Genomic DNA, 25,295 nt, shown 5'->3' on the forward strand with positions numbered 1-25,295 from the left:
CGGTCATGCAAGCAGTCGTTCGGCGTCGGGGCGTGAGGCGACGTCACACGGGGCAATTCGATGTCATCTGCCGACACACAAGGTCGCCGATCTTCATCTTCCGCGCGCGGAGGCGCTTCACACTCGTACAGTCGATCGACATGACCTCCCTTGCCGCCGTCGCGCCCCGCGTCGCGACCCTCGACCACTTCGACCGTGAGCTCGACACCCTGCTGATCGGTGTCGCCTCCCGTGCTGCGGATCAGGAGCGCTCTCGCACGCTGCTGCGCGACGACGTCGCCGCGCTGCAGGCGATCGGGTTCGGCTCGCTCCGCCTCCCGGTCGAATCCGGAGGGCTCGGCCTGAGCTTCGAGCAGTACATCGAACGCCTGATCCGGGTCGGCACGGCCGACTCGAACCTCGCGCACATCTATCGCGGGCACGTGGCGTTCGTCGAGAGCCTGCTGGCCGGGCACGACCCCGACCCCGCGCACACCCGACTCTGGATCGACCGGATCGCCGCCGGAGACCTCATCGGCAATGCGCAGTCCGAGAGGAACGCGACCGCCGACATCACCACCGTGCTCGAACGCGACGGCGACCGGCTCACGCTCACCGGCCGGAAGTACTACACGACCGGCAGCATCTACGCCGACTGGATCCAGTTGAGCGCCCTCGAGGGCGAGCAGCGGGTCGGTGTCACGGTCTCCACGAAGGATCCCGGGGTCGCCTCGGCCGACGACTGGGACGGCTTCGGTCAGCTTCTCACCGGTACGGGCACGACGACCTTCGACCGCGTCGCGGTCGACCCTGCCGATGTCGTGGTCGCGGGCGAGGACGCCGACCGCGGCGACCACATCGCCGCGGTCTTCCAGCTCGTCCTGCTGGCGGTCGTGGCGGGCATCGGGCAGGCGGCGCTGCGCGACACGGTCGAGTTCGTGCGTCCGCGACGGCGCGTGTTCGGGTTCGCCGGCGAGACGCTGCCGCGCGAGGACGTGCTCGTCCAGGAGACCGTGGGCGCCGTGTCGAGCGCGGCGGATGCCGCCGTGCGACTGGTGGTCTCGGGCGCCCGCGACATCGAACGTGCTCTCGCCCGCAGGCAGGAGGGCGACGCCGACGCGCTCGGCGACGTACTGCTGGACGTCTTCCGCCTTCAGCAGGTCGTCGCCCCCATCGTCCTGGACGCCATCACCGAGCTCTTCGAGGTGGGGGAGCCTCCGCAGTGAGCGGCCGCATCGCCCTCGACCGGCACTGGCGGAACGCGCGCACCGTGCACTCGCACAATCCGGCCGCACAGCGACGCCGCGCCATCGGCGACTTCGAGCTGAACGGCCGCAGACCCGTGTGGCGTGGGGCCGCGGCCGCACTGACCGAAGACGCAGCGACGCCGGACGACGATGCCACGCAGCCGAAGGAGAACGACTGATGGCCGATCCGAAGCGACTCATCCTGAACCTGTTCGAGATGAACACGGTCAGTCACATCACGCACGGCCTGTGGCAGCTGCCGCGCAACAACCGTGAGCGGTTCAACGACATCGACTACTGGACCGAGCTCGCGCAACTGCTGGAGGCGGGCGGCTTCGACGGGATCTTCCTGGCCGACGTCGTCGGCGCCTACGACGTGTTCCGCGGAGGGCCAGAGACGGCGTTGCGCGAAGGGCTGCAGATCCCCAGCAACGACCCGCTGCTGGTGGTGCCGGCGATGGCGGTCGTCACGAAGAAGCTGGGATTCGGCGTGACCTTCTCGACCACCTACGAGCCGCCGTTCGCGTTCGCACGGCGCATGTCGACGCTCGATCACCTCACCAAGGGGCGGATCGGCTGGAACATCGTCACCTCGTACCTGCCGAACGCCGCGCAGAACTTCGGGCTCGACCAGGAGGTGCCGCACGACCGGCGGTACGAGATCGCCGACGAGTACCTGCACGTGCTCTACAAGCTGTGGGAGGGCTCCTGGGACGACGATGCGGTGATCCGGGACCGCGAGGGCGGCGTCTACACCGACCCGTCCAAGGTCCGGTACATCGATCACGTCGGCGAGAACTTCCGCGTCAAGGGGCCGCATCTGGCCGAGCCCTCGCTCCAGCGCACTCCCGTGCTCTTCCAGGCCACCGGCTCCCCGGCGGGCATCGCGTTCGCGGGTCGGCATGCGGAGGTCGTCTTCACCGGTGGTCGGTCGGTCGAGGACTTCCAGCGCAACGCGCAGGCCATGCGCGACGCGACGATCGCGCAGGGTCGCGGCGGCGACGACATCAAGTTCATCGTGCAGGCCGGCGTCGTCGTGGGGCGCACCGAGGAGGAGGCCGCCGACAAACTGCGCACCTATCGCGCGCACCAGAGCCTCGACGGCATCCTGGCCCATGCGAGCCTGTCGGTGGATCTCACCGCCTACCCGCGTGAGACTCTGCTGTCTGATGTCCCGGGGCCACCGGCGGCCGCTTCCCGCTCCCCGGAGCGACGGTCGGCGAGGCGCTCGACAAGATCGTCGAGGGGCGCGAGGACCGGTTCTTCGTGGCGGGGACGCCCAAGGTCGTCGCCGACGAGATCGAGCTGTGGCTCGACGAGGCGGGCATCGACGGCATCAACCTGCGCCAGTACCACTCCTTCGACACGGCGCGGGACTTCGCCGAGCTGGTCGTGCCCGAACTGCGTCGGCGCGGCCGCCTGCGCGAGGAGGGCGAGGCGCCGACGACGCTGCGCGAACGGCTCTTCGGCCGTGGCGACCGGCTGCCCGACGCGCACACCGGCGCACGCTACCGCGGCGGGGCGAACCTGGGGCTGCAGGCGGAGGAGCTCGCGCTCACCGTCTGAGCGGTGCCCGGGACGCCGTGCGGTCCGTCTCGGATGCCGGGGTACACTGCAACGCATGCGACGGCTGACCCTTGACGAGGCCCGGCGCATCGCGGTGCGCGCCGCGCTGCTGGACGCCGATCGTCCGGGCGACGTGGTGGAGGTCGCGGAGCAGATCGGAACGATCAGCATCGACCCGACCGCCGTCATCGCACCCTGCCAGCACACGATGCTGTGGTCGCGCATCGGCTGGTCGTACGAGACCGGCCAGCTGAAGAAGGCCGTCGAAGAGGACCGGCTGCTGTTCGAGTTCGACGGCACCTTCCGTCCCTCGAGCGCACTGGTCCACCTGTGGCCGGTGCTGCGCGGGCGGACGCTTCATCCGCAGACCCAGCAGTGGCTCGAGGCGAACCTGCCGTTCCGCGATCACGTGCTGCGGCGGCTGCGCGAAGACGGGCCGATGCTCGCATCCGACATCGAGGACACCCACCTCGTCGCGCGCAAGAGCGAGAGCGGCTGGTACGGCTCGAACCAGGTGCCCCGGATGCTGGAGCAGCTCTCGCGCACGGGTGAGGTGGCGGTCTCCGCTCGCCAGGGGCGCCTGCGGGTGTGGGATCTCGCCGAGCGCGTGTACCCGCAGGGGCTGCCGGAACTCACCTACGAGGAGGGGGAGCGCGGCCTGGAGGAGCTGCGGCTGCGGTCCAACGGCATCACCCGTCATAACGCGGCCTACACGCGGGTGAGGAACGCCGGTGAGGTCGTCGAGGTCGAGGGGAGCAGCGCGAAGTGGCGCGTCGATCCCGAGGCGCTCGCCGCACTCGACGACGACCCGGGCGGGCGTGTGGCGATCCTCAACCCCTACGACGGGATGCTCTTCGACCGCTCACGGTTGCGCGACCTGTTCGATTTCGACTACGTGCTCGAGCAGTTCAAACCCAGGTCGCAGCGCAGATTCGGGTACTTCGCGCATCCGATCCTCGTTGGCGACCGCTTCGTCGGGCAGCTCGACGCCGCTCTCGACAAGAAGAAGGAGAACCTCGTGGTCACGGCCATCCACGAGATGATCCCCTTCGACGAGGAGGAGACCGAGATGGTCCGCGCCGAGATCCGCGACCTCGCCGAGTGGCTCGGTGTCGGCCTGGTGGGGCTGTAGCTCGGCGGTCTCACTTGTTGCGGGTGCAGGGCGCGCGAACGCGCATCTTCTGAGACCGGAGGATGCGGCGATGAATCAGCGCTCGACGAGGATGCCGTCCTCGTCGCTCCACAGGTGCGCGCCCGGGCGGAAGGTGACGCCGCCGAAGCTGACGACGACATCCGACTCGCCGGCGCCGGTCTTCGCGCTCTTGCGCGGGTTCGTGCCGAGCGCCTTCACGCCCAGGTCGAGGCCGTCGATCGCCACGCTGTCGCGGATCGCGCCGTGCACGACGATCCCCGCCCAGCCGTTCTCGACCGCGGATCCGGCGATGAGGTCGCCCACGAGCGCGGTCTCGACCGAGCCCTGGCCCTCGATGACGAGCACCGCGCCCTCGCCCGGCGTCTGCAGGATGGACTTCAGCAGGGCGTTGTCCTGGAAGCAGCGCACCGTGCGGACCGGCCCGTCGAAGCGTGCCTTCGCGCCGAAGGAGCGCAGCTGGAGGGGAGAGACTGGAGCTCTTCGCCCTTCTCGTCGTACAGGTCGGCGGTGGCGATCGACATGGCTTCTCCTTCGCGCTTTCGGCCATTCTCGCAAGCCGATGCGATCTCCGCGAGCCGCGCGACGCACTGTGACGTCAGCCGCCGAGCGCCTCGCGGATCGTCTCGGCAGAGCGCCGGAGTCGCTCGGCGATCGCGGCGGGGTCCTCCGGCGCCGCCACATGCACCACCGCGATCGCGGCCGGGCGGCGGCCGCGCAGCAGGAGCGGCACGGCCACGGCCTGCACGGTGGGGATCACCTCGTCGTGACTGGTGGCGTAGCCGGTGCGGGCGGCCTCGGCGACATCCGACCGCAGTCTCTCGGTCACGCCCGCGGGCCAGTCGGATGCCGGCATGGCCGACAGCATCGCCTTGCTGGGCGCTCCCACGGTCGCCGGATGCCGGGCGCCGGGGCGCTGGGCGACGGAGGCGACGGCGTGCCGGGGCTCGACGCTGGCGAGGGTGATCGTCTCGTCGCGGTCGAGCACGGCGAGGAAGCAGGTCATGCCCAGCTCGTTCGCGATCGCGGTGAGCTCGGGAGGGCCTCGGCCTGCAGATCGTGCGCGACGCCGGCGGCGAGGGCGGCCATGCGGGCGCCCAGCGCGAGGCGCCCGGCCGAGTCGCGGACGACCAGCCCATGGTCCTCGAGCGTGCGCAGCAGCCGGTAGGCGATCGAGCGGTGCACGCCCAGGCGGTCGGCGATCTCGTCGATCGTGAGCGCGCCCGTCGACTCGGCGAGGATCTCCAGGATCCGGATGCCGCGGCTGAGCGTCTGCGAGGCCGGGGTGCTCATGGGTGTCCTCTCCGGGCGCGCGAGTCTTGCGGCCGTCCCGCGCGTCGTATACGATCTGTTCAATAGTAGAACGATGTGTTCGAATATAGAACACTAACGCACGAACCGCAAGGCTCTGACAGAGATGTCGGGAAAGGATCGACGACGATGCAGTTCCACCACCACGGATACGTGTCCCACGACCCGAGGGTGCGTCCCGCCGTCGGCACGGGAATCGATCGTCCCGCCGATCTCCCCGACGAGATCGACGTCCTCATCGTCGGCTCCGGACCCGCCGGCATGCTTCTGGCGGCGCAGATGTCGGAGTTCCCCGAGGTCACCACGCGCATCATCGAGCGGCGCGACGGCCGGCTCAAGATCGGTCAGGCCGACGGCATCCAGCCCCGCAGCGTGGAGACCTTCCAGGCCTTCGGCTTCGCCGAGCGCATCATCGCCGAGGCCTGGAACATCGGGTGGATGAACTTCTGGGGGCCCGACCCCGAGAACCCGGGCGACATCATCCGCACCTCCCGCACCGAGGACTACGCCTTCAAGATCAGCGAGTTCCCGCACCTGATCGTCAATCAGGCACGGGTGCTCGACTACTTCGCCGAGGCCGCGCTGAACGGCCCGGGCCGCATCGTGCCCGACTACGGCGTGGAATTCACCGGTCTCACCGTCCACGACTCCGGCGAGTACCCGGTGGAGGTCGGGGTCCGCTACGTCGCGGGGAGCGCGAGGGCCAGGAGCGCACGATCCGCGCGAAGTATGTCGCCGGCTGCGACGGCGCCCGCTCGGGCGTGCGCGAGGCCATCGGACGCACGCACGTCGGCGAGTTCGCCGCGCACGCCTGGGGCGTCATGGACGTCCTCGTCAACACCGACTTCCCCGACTGGCGCACCAAGTGCGCCATCAACGCCGCCGCGGGCAACATCCTCCTCATCCCGCGCGAGGGCGGCTATCTCTGCCGCGTGTACGTCGACCTGGGGAAGTGGCCGCCGACGACAACCATCGCGTGCGCCAGACCCCGATCGAGGAGATCATCCGCCGTGCGAACGAGATCCTGCATCCGTACTCCCTCGACGTGAAGAACGTCGCCTGGCACAGCGTGTACGAGGTGGGCCATCGCGTCACCGACAAGTTCGACGACGTCGATGTCACCGACGATCACGCCCCGCGCGTCTTCCTCGCCGGCGACGCGTGCCACACGCACAGCGCCAAGGCCGGTCAGGGCATGAACGTCTCGATGCAGGACGGCTTCAACCTGGGTTGGAAGCTCGGCCAGGTGCTCGCCGGCCGCGCCCCCGCGTCGCTGCTTCGCACCTACTCGGCCGAGCGCCAGCCCGTCGCGCAGCAGCTCATCGACTTCGACCGCGAGTGGTCGACGCTCATGGCGCGCAAGCCCGAGGAGATCACCGACCCGCAGGACCTGGCCACCTACTACCTGGCCACGGCCGAGTTCCCCTCCGGCTTCGCGACGCAGTACTCGCCCTCGCAGATCACGGCCGCGAGCGCCCGGCAGGAGCTGGCGACCGGCTTCCCCTCGGCAAGCGCTTCACCTCCAGCCCGGTCACGATCGTCGCCGACGGCAACACCGTGCAGCTCGGGCACCACGCGAAGGCCGACGGGCGCTGGCGCATCTACGCCTTCGCCGACGCCCCGGCGGCCGGCGAGCCCTCGAAGCTCGCCGACTTCGCCGCGTGGCTGGCATCCGACTCCTCGCCGCTGGCGCGGCACACGCCCGTCGGTGGCGACCCGGATGCCGTCTTCGACGTCAAGGTCGTCTACCAGCAGGGCTGGGAGGACGTCGACATCAACCGGGTGCCCGCGGTGTTCCGCCCGCAGACCGGGCCCTTCGGCCTGACCGACTGGGAGAAGGTGTTCACCGCGGGCCCGAACGTGTGGACGCCCACCGACATCTTCACCGAGCGCGGGCTCTCCCGCGACGGCGTCATCGTCGTCGTGCGCCCCGACCAGTACGTCGCCCACATCCTCCCGCTCACGGCTCGCGAGGAACTCAGCGACTTCTTCGCGCAGGTGCTGCTGCCCGCGTGACCCGCCCGCCCCGCCGGTCGCGAGTACGCGAACAGCGCTCTCCGTCGACCGGATGAGGGACGATTCGTGGGTTCTCGCGATCGGGGTGGGGCTCCGGATGCCGCGGCGGGCGTAGCCTCGAAACATGAGTGATCTGCGTGGCCTCCTCGGCATCGCCCACCCCATTGTGCTCGGTCCTTTCGGTGGCCTCTCCAGCGTCGCGCTGACCGCCGCGGTGAGCGAGGCGGGAGGCCTCGGCTCCTACGGCCTCTACGGCTACGACGGCGACCGCATCCGGCAGACGGCCGCCGAGCTGCGCGCGGCGACCGACAGGCCCTTCGCACTGAACCTCTGGCTGCCGACCGGCGACGAGGTGACACCGGATGCGACCTACACCGCCTACGCGCAGGCGCTGCAGCCGTTCTTCGAGGCGGTCGGCATCGAGGTCCCGGCGCGTCCGGAACGCTTCCTCCCTCCGTTCGAGGAGCAGCTCGAGGCGGTGTGGGAGGCGGCGCCGGCCGCGCTCAGCGTCGTCTACGGCGTGCCCCCGCGCGAGCTCGTCGCCGAGGCGCACCGCCGCGGCATCCGGCTCATCGGCACCGCCACGACCGTCGCCGAGGCCGTTGCGCTCGAGGACGGCGGGGTCGACGCGGTTGTCGCGACCGGCATGGAGGCGGCTGGCCACCGGGTGTCGTTCCTCCGTGCCCCGGAGGAGTCGCTCGTGGGCACCTTCGCGCTCGTGCCTCAGGTGGCGGATGCCGTGAGCATCCCGGTCATCGCCGCCGGCGCCATCGCCGACCGCCGCGGGGTGGCCGCCGCTCTCGCGCTGGGCGCCGACGGTGTGCAGGTGGGAACCGCGTTCCTCCGCACGCGGCAGTCGGCCGCGAACGACGCGCACCGCGCCGCGATCGACGAGACCGCCGCCGAGGAGAGCGTGCTCACCCGGGCGATGAGCGGGCGGCTCGCCCGTGGGGCCCGCAATCGCGCGGTCCGTGCCATCGAGGCGGGCGGGTTCATCGCGCCCTTTCCCGCGCAGAACTGGCTCACCGGGCGCTTCCGCGCGGTCGCAGGCGAGAAGGGCCTGGGACAGCTGCAGTCGCTGTGGCTCGGTCAGGGCGCGCCGCTGGCGCGACTCGACGATGCCGAGGCGGTGTTCGCCGAGCTCGCCGCCGGGCTCGGCGGGTCATAACGGAGACTGCCCGGCCGAAGCAGCGGGTTTCCGGGCATTGCGGCGGGACATGGCGCCGGTGCTCCGGAGGTGAAGACCACCGCGAACGGCTCAGGCGTCGTCGGTCTCCGGGTAGTCGCCGGCATCCGATGCCGCTGTGCGGTCGGCGTCTTCGACGGGTTCGTCGTCCAGGGGCACGGGGAGCTCGTCGGCGGGGAGACCCTCGGCCTCGAGGATCTCGTCCTCCGGGAGGGCCGGGCGCTCTTCATCCGGAGAGACGTTCTCCGGCGCGATGCTCTCCTCCGGCGTCGATGGCTGGTCTGACATGGCGCACTCCCTTCGCTGATTCCAGGATCCCGCGTGGAGCACGTCCTGTACAGGGCACTCGTGTGCGGCCCGGGCAGCGTTACAGGATCACGGTCGAGCGGCCGTGCACGATCACCCGGTCCTCGGCGTGCCACTGCACGGCGCGGGCGAGCACGAGGCGCTCGACGTCCGCCCCCGGCTCTGCAGCTCGGCGGCGGACTCGGAGTGGGTGACGCGCGTGACGTCCTGCTCGATGATCGGGCCCTCGTCGAGGTCGGCGGTCGCGTAGTGCGCGGTGGCGCCGATGAGCTTGACGCCGCGATCCTTGGCGCGGGCGTAAGGGTTCGCGCCGATGAACGCGGGCAGGAACGAGTGGTGGATGTTGATGACCGGCACATCCAGCTGCGAGAGGAAGTCGTCGCTGAGGATCTGCATGTACCGGGCGAGCACGACCAGGTCGACGTTGCCCTGCAGGAGCTCGAGCTGGCGGGCCTCCATGGCGGGCTTGTCGCCCGAGGGGATGTGGATGAACGGCACGTCGAAGTTGCGCACGGCCTCGGCGAGGTCGGCATGGTTGGACACGACCATCGAGATGTCGATGTCGAGCTGTCCGCGCTGGGTGCGCCAGAGAAGCTCCATGAGGCAGTGGTCGTACTTCGAGACGAAGATCGCCACGCGCTTGCGCTTGGCGGCGTCGTGCAGCGACCACTCCATGCCGAAGCGGTCGGCGACCTCCTGCAGCGCCGACTCCAGCTCGGGGCGGGCGGCGGCCAGGCCCTCGCGGTGGATCACGGTGCGCTGGAAGAAGCGGCCGCCCTCGGCGTCGGTCGAATGCTGGTCGAGGGAGATGATGTTCGCCCCGTGCTCGGCGAGCACTCCGGCGACGGCCGCGACGATTCCGGGCTGGTCATCGCAGGCGATGAGCAGGCGGGCGGTATCGGGCTGTGACATGGTGGCTCCTCGGGGACTCACAGACGATTCTGCCCCGCTCGGGGCGTTGCGGGCGAATCGGGCTCGCTACCCTGGCTGTGTGGACGATCGGATGCCGGTGACGACGGCGGCGCTGCTGGACTCCGCCCGCGCGCGCCTGGCCGGCGCACCCCAGGAGGGCCTGGGCCGCGAGCGGGCGTCGCGCTGGCGCGGCACGCGGATCGTCCCCGCCGGGACGGCGTGGCACCTGGGCGTGCTGCTGCTCACCGAGGAGCAGGCCTTCGCCACCGCCGAGGTGCTGCGGGCGGCCGAGCAGGTCCGCCGCGGGTACAGTGCGGAGTCGGCGCGCGCCCGCGCGACGCGTCGGGAGCAGGCGCGGCGGGCGGCTTCGCCGAGGGGGCGACCGTGCACGTCGGATGGACCGAGATCGACGTCGCCGCGGTCGATGCCGGTGCGGCATCCGGACCCCTGGCGCTCATCGACGGGGTGCCCTCGGTGAAGTGGAGCGCAGCAGGCGGCTACATGCCCCTGACGGCGTATCTCGACGAGCGTCTCTCGCTCATGGGTCGTTAGCTGTAGTTCCCCGACACGTTGTGAACGGCTGAGGTAGGGCGAAGACCTCCGGGACGATGTGGGTACCACCCTCACATCGGATTCCACGGAGGTCTTCGTGACTCACGCTAACGCGCCTTTGACGCCGGAGGGGCGTCGTCGTCTTGCTGTTCTCGTCGTTGATCGGAAATGGTCGCTGCGGCGGGCCGCGGAACGATTCCAGTGTTCGCCGGGACGGCGAAGAAGTGGGCGGACCGGTATCGGGCAGGGCTGCCGCTGACCGATCGCAGCTCGAAGCCGCGCAGGTCCCCGGTCGGCTGCCGCGGAAGACGGAGCGGCGGATCGTGTCATTGCGGTTCAGCCGCCGATGGGGCCGCACCAGATCGCGTACCACCTGCGGCTGCACCGGTCCACGGTGGGCCGGGTGCTGACCCGCTATGGCATGCCGCTGCTGGCGCACCTGGACCAGGCCACCGGGCTGCCGGTCCGAAAGCCCAAGCCGAAGCGGTACGAGGTCGCCGCACCCGGTCAGCTGGTGCATGTCGACATCAAGAAGCAGGGCCGCATCCCCGATGGCGGCGGGTGGCGTGTCCACGGGAAAGGATCCCCGCAGGATCGGGCTGCCGGCGTCGCCCGGGGCAGGCAGCCCGGGCGGGAGCGGCGGGCTCCCGCGGCTACCGGTACCTGCATCACGCCGTCGACGACCACTCCCGGGTCGCGTACTCAGAGATCCTCGACGACGAGCGCAAGGAGACCGCCGCAGCGTTCTGGACCCGCGCGAACGCCTTCTTCACGAGCCTCGGCGTGACCGTGACCGCGGTGATGACCGACAACGGCGCCTGCTACCGATCGCACGCGTTCGCTGACGCTCTCGGCGACACCGTCAAGCACAAGTGGACGCGGCCCTACCGGCCACAGACCAACGGGAAGGTCGAACGCTTCAACCGCACCTCGCCGCGGAATGGGCCTACGCCGCGCCCTACGCCAGCGAGGACGAGCGAGCCGAAGCCTACGAACGCTGGCTGCATCACTACAATCACCACAGACCCCACACCGGCATCGGCGGCCAAACCCCCTCAGCCCGCGTTCACAACCTCACAGGGAAGTACAGTTAGCGGCCCGCGACGAGCTCGGCGAAGCGGGCGAGGAGGTGCGCGGGCTCGGTGACGGATGCCGCGAGCACCTCGCCCTGCACACGCGTGAACTCCTCGGGGTCGAAGTACCCCTTGGTGCGGTAGTAGCTCATCCGGTCGGCGAAGTCGCGGGGCGTCGGCTCGGGTGGAACTGCGTCGCCCACAGGCGGGTTCCCGCACGGTAGGCCTGCACGGGGCAGGTCTCGCTCGCGGCGAGCAGCACGGCGCCCTCCGGGGCGGCGCGCGAGGCCTCCTTGTGCGCGGCGAAGGCGTGGAAGCCCGGAACCGAGGGGCCGAAGAGCGGATCGGATGCCGCGGCATCCGTGGTCGAGACCCACACCGCGCTCGCGGGCTCGGGGTGCTCGAGGGTGACCGAGCCGCCGAGCATGCGCGTGACGACGCCGATGCCGTAGCAGGTGAAGAGGGCGGCGGGGCGTTCCTCGAGCGCCGCGCGGGCGAGCCGCTCGAGGTCGCTCTCGACCCGGCGCTGAAGATCGGAGGGCGCGGCGTCGGTCACGTTGAACGGCGAGCCGCCGACCAGGACGCCGCGATAGCGATCGAGGATCCCTTCGGTGAGGGGCGTGGTCAGCAGGTCATGGCGATCGAGCTGCCCGACGCCCAGCGCATGGCGGAAGGACGCGTGCTCTGCGGATGCGGCGCCCTCCTCGGGCGGACGCACACGTAGAGCAGCGGGGTCATCCGACGATCCTACTGAGCGCTCGTGCTGCGCACGAGCGCAACCCGGTCGTTGAGCGAGAGCGGCGCAGCCGATCGAGCGCCGTACTGAGCAAGCGAAGCGCGTCGAAGTGGCGAAACGCCCCGGCGTCGATCGCGGACGCGTCGAGGCGCCTCGTCTCGCGGCGCTCGCTCAACGACCGGTGGTGAACCCCCGCGCACCCCCGGTCGTTGAGCGAAGCCCGAGAGGGCGTAGTCGAAACGGTCGAAGAACGCGCGCCCGGAGGGCGCGTCAAGACACCGAGGGCGGTCAACGATCGGCGAAGATCAGGCCTGGTTGATGCGCAGGAGGTTGCCGGAGGGGTCGCGCACCGCCGCGTCGCGCACCCCGTAGTCCTGATCGATCGGCTCCTGCACGATGTCGGCGCCGCCGGCGGCGAGCTTCTCGAAGAGCGCGTCGAGGTCGTCGGAGGCGAGGGTGATCGCCCCGTAGCTCCCCTTGGCGATGAGCTCGAGGATCGTGCGACGCTCCTCGTCGGTGATGCCCGGGTCGGCGGCCGGCGGATGCAGCACGATCGAGGTTTCGGGGTTCCCCGCCGGGGCGACGGTGATCCACCGCATCCCCTCGTATCCGACGTCGTTGAGCACCTCGAAGCCCAGGAGATCCCGGTAGAAGGCCAGCGTGGCATCCGGGTCGGTCTGGGGAAGGAAGGCGTGGTGGATGGTGATGGTCATGTGCGGCTCCTGATGGGGCGGACACCTGTTTGACCATGCAGCGCGGGATGGCTGCCGGCGCGGTGTCGGGGTGGTTTCGGTAGACGCTCGGCGGAACGCCGACCAGCTCGGTGAAGCGGGTGCTGAAGGTGCCCAGCGACGAGAACCCCACCGCGAAGCAGATCTCGGTCACGCTCAGGTCGCCGCGGCGCAGCAGGGTCATCGCCCGCTCGATGCGGCGGGTCATGAGGTAGGAGTACGGCGACTCGCGGTAGGCCTCCTTGAAGCGCCGGCTGAGGTGGCCGGCCGACATGTGCACCCCGCGGGCGAGCGCCTCGACGTCCAGCGGCTGGGCGTACTCGCGGTCGATGCGGTCGCGCACCCGGCGCAGAGCGGCGAGCTCTCGCAGTCGCGCATCGTCGGAGGCCGCTCTCACCTGCCCGATCGTGCCATCTGCGCGCGTGCGTGTCCAGAGGGTCGGCGAGCGGCGGCTGAGACACATCGGGAGCTAGGAGATCGCCTTCTCCAGCACCGCGGCCAGCTGCGCCTCCACCTCGTCGTTCCAGGCGGTGATCGCGAAGCTCACCGGCCACAGCACGCCGTCGTCGAGGTTCGCGGCGTCGTTGAAGCCGACCGTCGCATAGCGCGCCTCGAACTTCGCCGCGCCCTGGAAGAAGGTGACGACCTTGCCGTCGCGAGCGTAGGCGGGCATGCTGTACCAGGTCTTGGGCATGAGGTCGGGGGCGACCCGGCTCACCAGCGCGTGGAAGCCCTCGGCGAGGACGCGGTCGGCGTCCGGCATCTCGGCGACCTTCTCCAGGAGGGCCTTCTCGCCGGCGGCGCGGTTCTTCTCCAGTTTCGCGGCCTCGCGCAGCTCCTTCGCGCGCTCCTTCATCGCGGCCTTCTCGAAATCGCTGAATCCGTCGTTCTTGTCTGCCATGGGGTGTGCTCCTTGTCTGTGGTGCTCTTCACACTACGCAGACCCCCTGAGGGGCACTTCTCGATTCCTGATCGATGTCGGATGCCGCAATTCGTGAGGCGGCTCGCATCGCCGGTCTCACTCGTTGCGGGTGGGGTCGACCAGATCCCGCACCAACTGAGACCGCCGCATCTGCGAGTCTCACTTGTCGTGGGTGATCGTGATCGGAGGTCGCCACAACTGAGACCGCCGGACTCCAGAAGGCGGGCGGCGTGGTGAGGTCTCAGCGGGAGGAGTTGCTCGTGCGCCCGCGCACGATGCCGACGAAGGTGTCCACATCCGGCGTCGTGCGCTCGCGCGGCCAGGCGAGCGCGACCGTCGAGACCGGGCCGCCGCGCAGGGGCGGTACTCGGCGTCCTTGCCGTGATGCAGACGCGCGAGCGACATGGGCACGACCACGATGCCGATTCCGGATGCGGCGGTGGCCACGGCATCCGCCGTCGCCTCCAGCGGGGCAAACCGGGGCGCAAGAGTGCCGGGGATGTCGAGGTCGCCGAGCACATGGTCCTGCGGCACGATGAGGGTCTCTCCGGCGAGGTCGTCGGCGGTGAGCTCGTCGGCGGCGAGCAGGTGGGAGTCGGCGGATGCCACCACCACCGCGATCTCGTCGTACAGGGTGATCACGTGCAGGCCCTCGTCGTCGAGCGGGAGTCGCACGATCGCCGCATCGACGGCATCCGATGTCAGGGACTCCCGCTGCGTCGCGAAGGCGAGGGGGACGAGCTCGAGCGGGACATGCGGCATCCGCTCCTTCCACGTGTCGATCCACTTGCCGGGCGTCGCCCCGGGGACGACGCCGAGCCGGAAGGTGCGCGGATCCTCGGGGGAGGGCCGGGGCGACGGCGAAGGCGTGCGCTTCGGTGCAGGCCGCTTCTTCTTCGTCGCCGGGGTCGGCTTGCGGACAGGGCGCGCCGAAGGCCGCCCGGTCGCACGTCGCTTCGCCATGGGCTCAGCCTAATCGGCGCCCCGTCGCCGCGAGGCTCAGGCGGCCAGCCAGAGACCCTTCGGGTCGGTGGCCACCGCGGTCCCCGCGGGGATGGTCTCGTCGTCGCCGATGCGGGCGCCGCGGGCGATGCGTGCCCCGGCGCCGACGGTCGTGCGCACGCCGATCTGCGCGCGGTCGCCGATGCGGGCGCCCGGTCCGATGTGGGCGTGCGCGTCGAGGCGCACGTCTTCGCCGATGAGGGCATCGGGTTCGATCCAGGCGCCGCGGGCGACGTGCGCTCCGGCGCCCACACGGGCTCCGGGCTCCACATATGCCCCCACGGCGATATACGCCTTCGGATGCACCTTCGCGCCGTGCGCGACGAGTCCGCGGCCATTGACGTGCTTGCGGTAGCGCAGCACGGCTCCCTGGTCGTCTTCGATGTCGACGTAGTTCTTGCCCACAAGTACCTCCTGTCCGGATCACCCGGATATAGAGACAACCGAGGCGCCCCTCGATTCATTCCCGGGCGTCGACACACGTCAGTTCTGGCAGCGCGGGCACCAGAAGGTGACGCGTTCGCGCGTGGGATCGGCGCCGATCTCGCCCCGCAGGATGAGGGTGCCGCAGCGCCGGCAAGGCTTGCCGGCGCGGCCGTACACCCAGGTGTTCTGCCCGCGACGGCTCACCCCCGTGAAGGTGCGGTCGCCGCGGTCGCGGTTCGCGCGGATCGTGCGGGCGCCCAGGTCGATGAGCGCCGCCGCGTCGACCTCGGGTGCCGGCGCGGTCGGCAGGATGCCGCGTAAGAACAGGAGCTCGGCCGCGTACTCGTTCCCGAAGCCGGCGACGTTGCGCTGGTCGAGGAGCGCCACGTGGATGGCACGCGGGTCGGCCGTGACACGGCGAGCGGCCTCGGCAGGGTCCCAGTCCCCGGCGAGCGGATCCGGGCCGAGATGCGCGATGAGCAGGTGTTCATCGCGCGTGGGGACGAGGTCGACCTCCGAAAGGTCGACCCCGACTGCCTCGGCGCGGGAGGTCCCGACGATCGCCCGCACGCGGAAGGCCGGATGCCGCCACCGCTCACCGGGCCGATAGACGAACCACGCGCCGTCCATGCGCAGGTGGGAATGGAGGGTGAACTCACCGATGCGCAGCAGCAGGTGCTTGCCGCGGGCGGCGCACCCGTGCACCCGCTCGCCGCGCAGGTCCGCTGTCGCGACTCGCGGCACGCGCAGGTCGAAGCGGGTGACCTCGGCGCCGGCGAGAGCGGCGTCGAGACGCTGCGCGGCGCGGTAGACGGTGTCGCCCTCAGGCATCGGCGTTCGGCGCCTCTGCCGGAGACGCGTCCGCACCATCGATCAGCGAGCGGGCGAGCAGCGTGGAGCCCGCGACGGCAGCCGGCATCGTGAACAGCGCGCCGAGGGGCACCATGAAGCACAGCTGCGTGGCGACGCCGAAGCCGAGCACACGGGCGCGTGAGGCGGCGAGGGTGCGGGAGCGCTCCTCACGGTCGATCGCGCGGGCGTCGAACGACCGCCCGGAGAGCTCGCGGGCGAGGAGCTTCCCGGAGAGCAGCACACCGGTCACCGCCCCGATCGCTCCGCCGATCACGGGGATGAGACCGATCAGCAGCACGACGACGGCGTTGCGCGCGCCGAAGACGACCAGGCGCAGGCTCTCGCCGAGGGACGCCCGGAATCCGCTGCCACGCCCCTCGGGGACTCCGCCGAGGTCGGTCTCGACGGCCTTCCAGATGCGGTCGTAGAACGGGCTGCCGATCGCGAGCGCGAGCGCGGTGAAGATCGCGACCGCGAGCGCCGCGACGGCGATGAAGAGCACGACGCCGATCGCACCGCGCAGCAGCATCCGCCACGGCGTGTCCCACCCGTCGGCGAAGGGCGTCAGCCAGCCGGTGATCGGGCCGAGCGCGAAGCCGTAGGGGATGAGCGCGGCGGCGATGATCGCCATCGCGATGAGCGCCGGGATGAGGCCGAGAACCATGAGCCCGGGGCGGGTGCGCCACAGGCCGAAGCCGCGCAGCAGCATCCGCACGCCCGTGAAGAACTCAGCGATCAATAGTGGTACCGCGCTTGCAGGATCGTGATGAGATCATCATCGGCGACGTACACGAGGCGGTTCGCCTCGTCGATGCGCCGCGACCAGGCGCCGGCGAGAGCATGCTTCAGCCGTTCGGGTTTGCCGATGCCTTCGAAGGGGTCGTCTCTCAGGACGTCGGCGATCAGGAGATTGATGCGCTTGAGCGTGCGACGATCCTGCGTCTGCCAGTACAGATAGTCCTCCCATGCCTCAGAGGTCCACGCGAGACGGCGAGGGGTCATTCGTCGAGCAGGTCGTGTGCGGTGGTGTTGCCCGCACGGACGGCCTCCATCGCTGAAAGGAGTCGACGTGCGTTCTTGGGGAGCGCAGCAGATAGCTGGTCTCCACGAGCGAGTCGTACTCGTCCTTCGACATCAGAACGGCTGAGCCGCGCCGGGAAGTGATCTCCACCTCGGTGTGATCGAGGTTGACGCGTTCGATCAGTCCGAAGAGATCGCGTCGTGCTTCGCTTGTCGTGATTGCCATGCCGGGACCCTCCTTGTACCAGATATGGTACCACTGTGTCCGAGTCGGATGGGCGCCTCATGTCGGTAGCGCCGGCTACAGCGCCTTGCGGAGGGTGAGACCGCGCGGAGAGCTGACGAAGCCCGCCTCCTGCAGGGCCGTCGCCAGCGGTGTGCCGTAGACGAACTCGCCGTTGACCTTCTCGATGGTGAGGGTGTCGAGTCGCCGGGCGCGTGCGGTGGCGGCGAGATCGGATGCCGCCGCACGCTGCTCGTCGGCGTCGTCGCTGAACAGCAGAGCCGACTTGCCGCCGCGTTCGAGGTAGAGCACGAGCGCGCCGTCGACGAGGACGACGAGCCCGCCGGCCTTCCGCCCGGGTCGGTGGGCGGCACCCTCGCGGCGTGGCCAGGCGAGCGCGGCGCCGTAAGGGTTGGCGGGGTCGGTCGCGGCGAGCGTGATCGCCTGCCGCGGGGCGGATCGGCGAGCCCTGCGAAGTCGCGGAGCCGGTCGACGGTGGCCGATGCCGCGAACTGCGCCGCCCCAGTCTCTCGATCACGTAGCCGCGGCGGCACTGGCCCGCTTCCTCGAATCCCGCGAGCACCCGGTACGCCTGAGCGAATCCGCCCGGGGCTCCTTCGGCCTGCACCGAACCGCGGGTGACGACGCCGTAGCGATCCAGCAGCAGCGAGGCACCGACGGTCGCGCGGCGGGCGGCGTCGGTCTCGGGCTCCGGAAGCAGCGACCAGCGGCCGCCGAGCGTCGGGCGAGGGCCCGCCGAGCGGGCGGGCGCCGCGAGCGAGATGCCGCGGTACGTGCGCGTCCGGGGCGCGCGGCGAGTCACTCGGTGGGCCTGGGAGCCGCCGGCCAGGAGCGACCGGATCGGCGCGAAGGTGTCGTTCGTGACGCGGCCGGCCCAGGTCAGCGCCCACAGCGCGTCGAGCACCGACTGCTCCGGTTCCTGAGCAAGACCCGGCGCAGCCGGATCGGGTCGAAGGGCGGCATCCGCCATCTCGCGCAGCTGGGTGGCGAAGTAGGCGCCGCCGGCGGCCATCGCGGCGAGGAGCCGCTCCTCGAGAGAGCCCGTCACGATCTCGTCGTCGCGCTCGGGGAGGGTGAAGGGGGCGAGCTCGGCCGGATGCAGCGACACCCAGCCGTCGCGCCCGGGGAGGGTGCCGTTTCCCGACCAGATCAGCTCGCCGCTCGCGGTCAGCTCGTCGAGCATCGCCGGGACGTAGTCGCGCACGCGCGCCGGGAGGATCAGCGACTCCCAGGCGCTCGCCGGAATCGGCACGCCCGCGAGCTGCTCGGCGACCGCCAGTACGCCGTCGACACCCTCGAGCGGGCGACGCAGGTGCTGCCAGTCGGGGAGGAACCGCGCGTAGGCCTCGGGCGAGACCGGTTCGACGCTGCCGCGGATCGCGGCGAGGGAGCGCATCCGGATGCGGCGGAGCGCCTCGGTGTCGCACCACTCCTGCTCGCCGGCACTCCCACCGGTCCCTGTGCTTCGACCAGGCTCAGCAACCGACGTCGAAGGGTCCGGCAGGAAGTATCCGCTCGTCACCCGCCCTGCGACTCGAGCCGCTGCAGGGTATGGCGGGCGACGGCGGCGCCGATGCCGAAGCGGGTGGCGACGGCATCCGTCGTGAAAGGCCCGTGGGTGCGGGCGTGGCGGGCGACCAGGTCGCCGAGCGGGTCGGCGATGGGCTCTAGGAACGCCACAGGGATGCCGAGGGGAGTGCGACGCCCAGCGCATCGCGCAGGCGCCCGGCGTCTTCGATCGCCGCGACACGGCGCACACCGGCGATCGTCACCTCGATCGCCCGGCGGGACTCGACGAGGGCGGCGAGGTGGGCGGCGGCCGTTTCCGCATCGTTGCTACGTTTCGACTCGGTCGCGCTCTGCGCATCCTCGCTCAACGACCGGAGAGCGACCTCTTCGGCATCGAGCGGCCCCAGCAGCCGGAGCAGGTCGGCGACACCCTCCACGCCGCGCGCATGACGGGCGGGGTCGAGTCGCTGCACCTCCCGCTCGTACTGGGCGATGACATCGGGGTCGAGGAGCTCCCGCAGCTCCACAGTGCCGAGCAGCTCGCCCAGCAGCGCCGGGTCGACCGAGAGGGCGGCCGCCCGCCGCTCGGCGAGCGGCGAGTCCCCCTCGTACATGAACGCGCCGACGTAGCCGAACAGCAGGTCGCGGGCGTAGGGGAGGGCTGCGCCGGCTCGGTCTCGACGAGCCGGATGTGGCGCTCACCGATCGCGGTGGTGAGTCGGCGCAGCGACGGCAGATCGTAGACGTCCTGCAGCACCTCGCGCAGGGTCTCCAGGATGATGGGGAACGTCGGATGCCGGCGGGCCACCTCCAGCAGCTGCGCGGAACGCTGGCGCTGCTGCCACAGCGGCGTGCGCTTGTTCGGGTTCGTCCGCGGCATGAGCAGCGCCCGGGCGGCGCACTCGCGGAACCGGGAGGCGAACAGCGCCGAGCCGCCGACCTCCTCGGTCACGAGCTGCTCGATCTCGTCGGGCTCGAAGACGAAGAGCTCGGCGCCCGGGGTTCGGCGTCGGCATCCGGGATCCGCACGATGATGCCGTCGTCGCTCGCCACCGCCGATCCCTCGACGCCGAGGCGTTCGCGCACGCGCGCGTTCACCGCCAGCGCCCACGGCGCGTGCACCTTCATGCCGTACGGAGAATGGAGGATGACACGCCAGTCGCCGACCTCGTCGCGGCCTCGCTCGACGGTGAGCGTCGTATCGGTGGGAGGGTGCCGGTGACCTCCCGCTGCTCGGCGAGGTGACCGAGGAGGTTGGCCTGCGCGTGCTCGTCTAGTCCGGCATCCGACAAGCGTGCGGCGGCCTTCTCGGGGGTCGCGCTCGACAGCTCGCGTGAAAACCTGCCCAGCGCCTCGCCCAGCTCGAAGGGGCGGCCGATGCCGTCGCCGTGCCAGAACGGCACGCGGCCGGGCTGCCCATAAGCGGGGATCACGTTGACGCGGTCGTGGGTGATCTCGGCGATGCGCCAGCTCGTCGTGCCGAGGGTGAAGACGTCGCCGACGCGCGACTCGTAGACCATCTCTTCATCGAGCTCACCGACCCGGGCCCCGGTGGTCTCGCCCGCGACGAAGACGCCGAACAGGCCGCGGTCGGGGATCGTCCCGCCGCTCGTGACGGCGATGCGCTGGGCGCCAGGGCGTCCGGTCAGAGTACCGGCATCGCGGTCCCAGACCAGGCGCGGGCGCAGCTCGGCGAACTCGTCGGAGGGGAAGCGCCCCGCGAGAAGGTCGAGCGTCGCCTCGTACGCGGAGCGGGGAGATCGCGGAAGGGCGCGCTGCGGCGCACCGTCTCGAACCATCCCTCGACGTCGACAGGACCGAGCGCGCTCGCCGCGACGGTCTGCTGGGCGAGGATGTCGAGCGGATTGCGGGGGACCTGGATCGCCTCGATCTGGCCGGCGAGCATGCGCTCCGTCACGATCGCCGTGTGCAGGACGTCGCCGCGATGCTTCGGGAACAGCGAGGCGCGACTGATCTCGCCGACCTGGTGACCGGCGCGCCCGACGCGCTGGAGACCGGATGCCGCGGACGGCGGTGCCTCGACCTGGATCACCAGATCGACCGCCCCCATGTCGATGCCGAGCTCCAGGCTGCTGGTCGCCACGACGCAGCGGAGCACGCCCGATTTCAGTTCGTCTTCGACGACGGCGCGCTGCTCCTTCGACACCGAGCCGTGGTGCGCTTTGGCGAGGACCGGGTCGGCGCCCGCCGTGGAACCCGACTGCGCGATCATCTGCGCGGGCGGGCGGTGCTCGGGAAGATCGATTCCCTGGCGCTCGGAGTAGATCTCGTTGAGGCGACCGGTCAGGCGCTCGGCGAGCCGCCGCGAGTTGGCGAAGACGATGGTCGAGCGGTTCTCGAGGATGCGATCGACGATCGCCTCCTCCACATGCGGCCAGACCGAGCCGGTCACCTCGGTGTACTCGGCCTCGCCGGCCGCAGAACCGGTCCCTGTGCTTCGACCAGGCTCAGCAACCGATGTCGAAGGGTTCGGCGGAGGCGGCGGATTGCGCATGTCCTCGATCGGCACGGTCACCCGCAGGTCGAAGGTCTTCGACGCCTTCGGCGCGACGATCTCGACCGGCGCCGCCCCGCCGAGGAAGCGCGCGACCTCGTCGATCGGTCGCACCGTCGCCGACAGCCCGATGCGCTGGGCGGCGCCGGCCTCCGCGTCGTGCGCCTGGCGCAGGGCGTCGAGCCGCTCGAGGCTCACCGCCAGGTGCGCGCCGCGCTTGGTCGCCGCGACGGCGTGCACTTCGTCGACGATCACGGTGTGGACGCCCCGCAGCGTCTCGCCGGCACGGCTGGTGAGCATGAGATAGAGCGACTCGGGGTGGTGATGAGGATGTCGGGCGGGGAGGAGACGAGCTTGCGGCGCTCGCTGGAGGTCGTGTCGCCCGAACGTACGCCCACCGACACCTTGGGGCGTCGACGCCCAGGCGCCTGGCGGCCTGACCGATGCCGATGAGGGGGAGCGGAGGTTGCGCTCGACGTCGACGCCGAGCGCCTTCAGCGGCGAGATGTAGAGGATGCGGGTGCCCGCGGCATCCGACCCTTTCCGCTCAGGATCCGCGGAGCGCTCCCGGAACACCCGGTCGATCGCCCAGAGGAAGGCCGAGAGCGTCTTTCCGGAGCCCGTCGGCGCCACCACGAGCGCATGACGACCGTGCGAGATGGCATCCCACGCGCCCTCCTGGGCCGCTGTGGGTGCGGCGAACGACCCCCGGAACCACTCCTGGGTGGCGGGGTGAACCGCTCGAGGACGTCACTCACCACTCCATCATGGCCGGTGGCGCCGACACTTCGACTCGCGACGCTCGCTCAGTGCATCGCATCGGCGCGGCGGCCGCTGCTACTCGCTGGGGATGATGATCCACAGCAGGATGTAGGCCCACAGCGAGAGCCCGGCGAACAGCACCAGCAGCACGGTCAGCACGCGGACGGTGGTCGCCGAGAGCCCGAATCGGCGGGCGACTGCGGCGCAGACGCCGGCGACGACACGTTCGTTCCTGGGGCGGACGAGCTTGCTCATGTACCCATCCTGCCCCAGGAACGTCCGTCGTGTCACCCGATCTCGATCAGACCGCCCTCCTGGATCTCGAGGGTGAGGTCCAGGTCGAGCCGCTGCAGGAAGGCGTCGTCATGGCTCACGATCAGCACCGCGCCGCGGTAGGCGCGCAGCGCCTCCACGAGCTGGTCGACCGTGTCGAGGTCGAGGTTGTTCGTCGGTTCGTCGAGCACGACCAGGTGCGGGGCCGGGTCGGCCAGCAGCAGCGTCGCCAGCGCGACGCGGAAGCGCTCGCCGCCCGAGAGTGCCGCCACCGGCCGGTCGACCGTCGCCCCGCGGATGAGGAACCGCGCGAGCCGGTTGCGCAGCTCCTTCTCGGGGATGTCCGGCGCCGCACGGGAGACGTTCACGAACACCGACGCGCGCTCATCGAGCCCATCGACCCGCTGCGGAAGGTATCCGATGCGGTCGGTGTGGGCCGCGGCGCGCACCGTACTCCGGAGAGACTCCGGGTTCGCGTCCCCGGCGGCCGTTTCGGTGTCGAATGGCCAGGTTTCTGCGGAGTCGCGCCCCGCCTCCGCAGCAGACGGCTCCGCGGCATCCGCCACCAGACGCTCGAGCAGCGTCGTCTTCCCGACGCCGTTGCGCCCCACGAGCGCCACGCGCTCCGGCCCCTGGATCACCCAGGACCGCTCGTCGTCGCCGAGCGTCGCGATCCGTCGTGCCCGTGAGACGTCGGGGTCGGGCAGTTCGATCGCCATGGAGTCGTCGCTGCGGATGCGGCGCCCCGCCTCCTCGCGCGCGACACGCGCGGCCTCCTCCTTGCCCGCCATTTCTCCGCGGAGCCTGCCGGCCGACACTTCGGCGGCCATCTTCCGCCCGCCCGCGACGATCTTCGGCACGCGCTTCTCCAGCTGCGCCTTGCGGCCCATCTGCGCGCGTCGGGCGAGTTTCGTCTCGGCCTCGATGCGTTCGCGCTTCTCGCGCTTGAGCAGCTGCGCTGCGGCGCGCTCCGCGTCGACGGCCGCGTGCTGCTCGGCGTCCAGCCAAGCCCGCCAGGCCGAGTACGGGCCGCCGAACACGCTCAGCTCGTGCGCGTAGAGCTCGGCGGTGTCATCCATGAGCTCGAGCAGACCCACGTCGTGGCTGACCACGATGAGCGTGCCGCGCCAGCCGCGCACCATCTCGGCCAGTCGCGCGCGGGCGTCGCGATCGAGGTTGTTGGTCGGTTCGTCGAGCAGGGTGACGGGCGCGCGACGGAGTCGGATGCCGGCGACCGCCACGAGCACCGCCTCGCCGCCCGAGAGCTCGCCGACGCGGCGGTCCAGGAAGCTCGGGTCGAGACCGGCTTCGCCGAGGGATGCGGCGGCGCGCGCCTCGATGTCCCAGTCGTCGCCGACCGCATCGAAGTGCCGCGGTGAGGCGTCGCCGGACTCGATCGCCCGCACGGCGTCGAGTGCCGGGGCGACGCCGAGCAGTTCGGCGACCCGGCGATCGACGTCGAGCGTCAGCCGCTGCGGGAGGGAGGCGACGTCGCCGCCGACGTGGACATGGCCGCTCGTCGGAGTGAGGTCGCCGGCGATGAGTCGCAGCAGGGTCGACTTGCCCGAGCCGTTGCGGCCGACCAGGCCCGTGCGGCCGCTGCCGAAGGAGCCCGAGACGGCGTCGAGTGCGACAGTGCCGTCGGGCCAGGTGTACAGGAGGCGGTCGAGGGTGACCGCGGTCGAGGGATGGGTGGTACCCATGGGTGTCTCCCGGATGTGTACAGGTGCACTGACACCGGGGCATCCGGTACGGAGAGGCTCAACGTACCTTCTGGAAATCGCCGCTTGTACTGAGCGAGCTCAGCGAGTCGAAGTGAGAGGTCGGCGATCGTCGGGTCAGCGCGCGGACAGGGGCGCGGAGGCGACGATCAGCTTCAATGGACTTCCAGACACGGCGGACAGGACGCTCCAGTGTACGGGCGTCCGGCCCTATCCGGCAAGGCCGGCGCTCCCCTCCGGTCGTTGAGCGAGCGCAGCGAGTCGAAACGCGGCGACCTTTCCGTAGAGGTCACCACGTTTCGACTCGGTCGCGCTGCGCGCGGCCTCGCTCAACGACCGGTGGGGGTCTGTGGGTCAGTGCTCAACGACCGGTGGGCCCGTGACTCAGCGCACCACGACCGTGACGGTCGCCAGGCGCTGCAGCACCTCGTGGCTGATCGATCCGAGCAGGAAGCGGCGGATCGCTCCGCGGCCGCGTGAGCCGACCACGGTGAGGCGGGCGTCCTCGGCGAACTGGTTGATCACGGCCGAGGGGTAGCCCTCGACGATGTGCTCTTCGATCTCAAGCCCCGGATGCTGCGCCCGCAGCCCCGCCAGCGACAGCGAGAGCGCGCCCTGGGCCTGCTCGTTCATGCCGGTGCGGTAGTCCTCGGGCATGACCATCATCGCGTTGCGGGGCGCGACGACCGGCGTCCAGACGCTCACCGCGATGAGCGGCTCCTGCAGCCGGTCGGCCTCCGCAGCGGCGAAGGCGATCGCCCGCTCGGAGACCTCCGAACCGTCGACGCCGACGACGACGCCACGATGCTCACCACGCTCGACATCCGGTACGACGGCCACCGGGCACCCTGCTCCGGCGACGACACGGATGCCGTGGGAGCCGCGCGCGGGACCGGCACCGGGTCCGCGGTAGTCGCTGCCGATCACCAGGAGCGCCGCCTCCTGCGATGCCTCGATGAGCTCGGAGACGGGATCGCCGACGACCAGGCGGGTCGTGACCGCGACGCCCGAGTCGGCCACCCGGGCCGCCTGCTCCGCCAGTGTCGTCTCCGCATCGGCGCGGGCGGCCTCCAGCACCGCTCCCTCGCCGACCATGCCGACGGCACCCCGATGACGCCGAGCAGCTCCACAGCCTGACCGCGGGCGGCGGCACGGCTGATCGCCCAGTCGATCGCGCGGGTCGAGACCGCGGCATCCGTTGTTCCTACGACGATCGTGCCGGCCATCTTCGCTCCTTCATCGGGTGCTTTCAGCCTACTCGCCCCGCCCTGTGGTCGGGATATC

At 70.8% G+C, this 25,295-nt stretch carries 19 protein-coding genes and 8 pseudogenes; 7 read left to right on the forward strand and 20 right to left on the reverse strand.

The features are described from left to right. Positions 1 to 140 precede the first annotated feature (140 nt). The 3 genes from KAE78_RS09225 to KAE78_RS09235 are packed head-to-tail and all read left to right on the forward strand — an operon-like array spanning position 141 to position 3,924. Complete coding sequence (locus KAE78_RS09225) at positions 141 to 1,205, forward strand: hypothetical protein (protein ID WP_223170634.1); 1,065 nt, start codon at positions 141 to 143, stop codon at positions 1,203 to 1,205. Continuing rightward, positions 1,202 to 1,405 (forward strand): hypothetical protein, encoded by a 204-nt coding sequence (locus KAE78_RS09230; RefSeq protein WP_223170635.1) that lies wholly within the window; start codon positions 1,202 to 1,204, stop codon positions 1,403 to 1,405. The genes KAE78_RS09225 and KAE78_RS09230 overlap by 4 nt, the downstream gene beginning before the upstream one ends. Next, positions 1,405 to 3,924, forward strand: coding sequence for an NtaA/DmoA family FMN-dependent monooxygenase (locus KAE78_RS09235; RefSeq protein WP_223170636.1), 2,520 nt, complete (start codon positions 1,405 to 1,407; stop codon positions 3,922 to 3,924). Before KAE78_RS09230 ends, KAE78_RS09235 begins: the two co-directional genes overlap by 1 nt. 75 nt (positions 3,925 to 3,999) lie before the next feature. On the opposite strand, the pseudogene rraA reads toward KAE78_RS09235, so the two are convergent. Then, positions 4,000 to 4,466: pseudogene (gene rraA, locus KAE78_RS09240) on the reverse strand (ribonuclease E activity regulator RraA). 74 nt (positions 4,467 to 4,540) lie between these two features. Then, positions 4,541 to 5,235: pseudogene (locus tag KAE78_RS09245) on the reverse strand (IclR family transcriptional regulator). A gap of 147 nt (positions 5,236 to 5,382) precedes the next feature. Here KAE78_RS09245 and KAE78_RS09250 point away from each other — a divergent pair. Both KAE78_RS09250 and KAE78_RS09255 read left to right on the forward strand, forming a co-directional pair. Beyond that, a pseudogene (locus KAE78_RS09250) lies at positions 5,383 to 7,269 on the forward strand (FAD-dependent monooxygenase). 124 nt (positions 7,270 to 7,393) lie between these two features. Next, on the forward strand, positions 7,394 to 8,437 hold the full coding sequence (locus KAE78_RS09255) for an NAD(P)H-dependent flavin oxidoreductase (protein ID WP_223170637.1): 1,044 nt from the start codon (positions 7,394 to 7,396) through the stop codon (positions 8,435 to 8,437). A 90-nt stretch (positions 8,438 to 8,527) separates the two neighbouring features. Here KAE78_RS09255 and KAE78_RS09260 read toward each other — a convergent pair whose 3' ends face one another. Together KAE78_RS09260 and purU are read right to left on the reverse strand one after the other, a co-directional pair. Next, the gene (locus KAE78_RS09260) at positions 8,528 to 8,743 is read right to left on the reverse strand and encodes a hypothetical protein (RefSeq protein WP_223170638.1); all 216 of its coding nucleotides are present in this window, start codon (positions 8,741 to 8,743) and stop codon (positions 8,528 to 8,530) included. 79 nt (positions 8,744 to 8,822) lie between these two features. Continuing rightward, a pseudogene (gene purU / locus KAE78_RS09265) lies at positions 8,823 to 9,673 on the reverse strand (formyltetrahydrofolate deformylase). Between the two features lie 91 nt (positions 9,674 to 9,764). Between purU and KAE78_RS09270 the strand changes: the two are divergent. Further along, positions 9,765 to 10,151 carry a hypothetical protein gene (locus KAE78_RS09270; RefSeq protein WP_223170639.1) on the forward strand — a complete coding sequence of 129 codons (387 nt, stop codon included), beginning with the start codon at positions 9,765 to 9,767 and terminating at the stop codon, positions 10,149 to 10,151. A 171-nt stretch (positions 10,152 to 10,322) separates the two neighbouring features. Further along, positions 10,323 to 11,319, forward strand: a pseudogene (locus KAE78_RS09275) (IS481 family transposase). Here KAE78_RS09275 and KAE78_RS18675 read toward each other — a convergent pair. The 16 genes and pseudogenes from KAE78_RS18675 to KAE78_RS09370 all read right to left on the reverse strand — a co-directional run bounded on the left by KAE78_RS18675 (position 11,316) and on the right by KAE78_RS09370 (position 25,106). After that, entirely contained in the window at positions 11,316 to 11,450 is a 135-nt protein-coding gene (locus KAE78_RS18675; protein ID WP_317451740.1) for a hypothetical protein, read from the reverse strand. The pseudogene KAE78_RS09275 and the gene KAE78_RS18675 sit on opposite strands and share 4 nt — an antisense overlap. Continuing rightward, positions 11,447 to 12,016, reverse strand: a complete 570-nt coding sequence (locus tag KAE78_RS09280; protein ID WP_317451741.1) for a glutamine amidotransferase-related protein — start codon at positions 12,014 to 12,016, stop codon at positions 11,447 to 11,449. Before KAE78_RS09280 ends, KAE78_RS18675 begins: the two co-directional genes overlap by 4 nt. Before the next feature lie 323 nt (positions 12,017 to 12,339). Continuing rightward, positions 12,340 to 12,747 carry a VOC family protein gene (locus tag KAE78_RS09285; protein WP_223170640.1) on the reverse strand — a complete coding sequence of 136 codons (408 nt, stop codon included), beginning with the start codon at positions 12,745 to 12,747 and terminating at the stop codon, positions 12,340 to 12,342. Between the two features lie 13 nt (positions 12,748 to 12,760). Beyond that, positions 12,761 to 13,228: pseudogene (locus KAE78_RS09290) on the reverse strand (helix-turn-helix domain-containing protein); the annotation flags it as partial. A 6-nt stretch (positions 13,229 to 13,234) separates the two neighbouring features. After that, positions 13,235 to 13,666, reverse strand: a complete 432-nt coding sequence (locus tag KAE78_RS09295) for an iron chaperone (protein ID WP_223170641.1) — start codon at positions 13,664 to 13,666, stop codon at positions 13,235 to 13,237. Between the two features lie 180 nt (positions 13,667 to 13,846). Continuing rightward, positions 13,847 to 14,650 carry a substrate-binding domain-containing protein gene (locus tag KAE78_RS09300; RefSeq protein WP_223170642.1) on the reverse strand — a complete coding sequence of 268 codons (804 nt, stop codon included), beginning with the start codon at positions 14,648 to 14,650 and terminating at the stop codon, positions 13,847 to 13,849. 36 nt (positions 14,651 to 14,686) lie between these two features. Beyond that, positions 14,687 to 15,094 carry a transferase gene (locus KAE78_RS09305; RefSeq protein WP_223170643.1) on the reverse strand — a complete coding sequence of 136 codons (408 nt, stop codon included), beginning with the start codon at positions 15,092 to 15,094 and terminating at the stop codon, positions 14,687 to 14,689. 78 nt (positions 15,095 to 15,172) lie between these two features. Further along, a complete protein-coding gene (locus KAE78_RS09310; RefSeq protein WP_223170644.1) occupies positions 15,173 to 15,946 on the reverse strand; it encodes a DNA-formamidopyrimidine glycosylase family protein in 774 nt (257 codons plus the stop codon). Then, positions 15,939 to 16,706, reverse strand: coding sequence for an EI24 domain-containing protein (locus KAE78_RS09315; RefSeq protein WP_223170645.1), 768 nt, complete (start codon positions 16,704 to 16,706; stop codon positions 15,939 to 15,941). The genes KAE78_RS09310 and KAE78_RS09315 overlap by 8 nt, the downstream gene beginning before the upstream one ends. Beyond that, a complete protein-coding gene (locus tag KAE78_RS09320; RefSeq protein WP_223170646.1) occupies positions 16,703 to 16,969 on the reverse strand; it encodes a Txe/YoeB family addiction module toxin in 267 nt (88 codons plus the stop codon). The genes KAE78_RS09315 and KAE78_RS09320 overlap by 4 nt, the downstream gene beginning before the upstream one ends. Then, positions 16,938 to 17,213 (reverse strand): type II toxin-antitoxin system prevent-host-death family antitoxin, encoded by a 276-nt coding sequence (locus KAE78_RS09325; protein ID WP_317451742.1) that lies wholly within the window; start codon positions 17,211 to 17,213, stop codon positions 16,938 to 16,940. The genes KAE78_RS09320 and KAE78_RS09325 overlap by 32 nt, the downstream gene beginning before the upstream one ends. Before the next feature lie 75 nt (positions 17,214 to 17,288). Next, positions 17,289 to 21,156, reverse strand: a pseudogene (locus tag KAE78_RS19690) (helicase-related protein); the annotation flags it as partial. 261 nt (positions 21,157 to 21,417) lie between these two features. Further along, positions 21,418 to 21,891, reverse strand: a pseudogene (locus KAE78_RS19695) (DEAD/DEAH box helicase); the annotation flags it as partial. Positions 21,892 to 22,092: 201 nt separating this feature from the next. Continuing rightward, on the reverse strand, positions 22,093 to 22,272 hold the full coding sequence (locus KAE78_RS09360; protein WP_223170650.1) for a PspC domain-containing protein: 180 nt from the start codon (positions 22,270 to 22,272) through the stop codon (positions 22,093 to 22,095). A 32-nt stretch (positions 22,273 to 22,304) separates the two neighbouring features. Next, complete coding sequence (locus tag KAE78_RS09365) at positions 22,305 to 23,993, reverse strand: ABC-F family ATP-binding cassette domain-containing protein (protein ID WP_223170651.1); 1,689 nt, start codon at positions 23,991 to 23,993, stop codon at positions 22,305 to 22,307. 402 nt (positions 23,994 to 24,395) lie between these two features. Further along, positions 24,396 to 25,106 (reverse strand): universal stress protein, encoded by a 711-nt coding sequence (locus tag KAE78_RS09370; RefSeq protein ID WP_223170652.1) that lies wholly within the window; start codon positions 25,104 to 25,106, stop codon positions 24,396 to 24,398. Between the last annotated feature and the right edge of the window lie 189 nt (positions 25,107 to 25,295).

Source organism: Microbacterium sp. NIBRBAC000506063 (genome assembly GCF_017968845.1).
Taxonomy (GTDB): domain Bacteria; phylum Actinomycetota; class Actinomycetes; order Actinomycetales; family Microbacteriaceae; genus Microbacterium.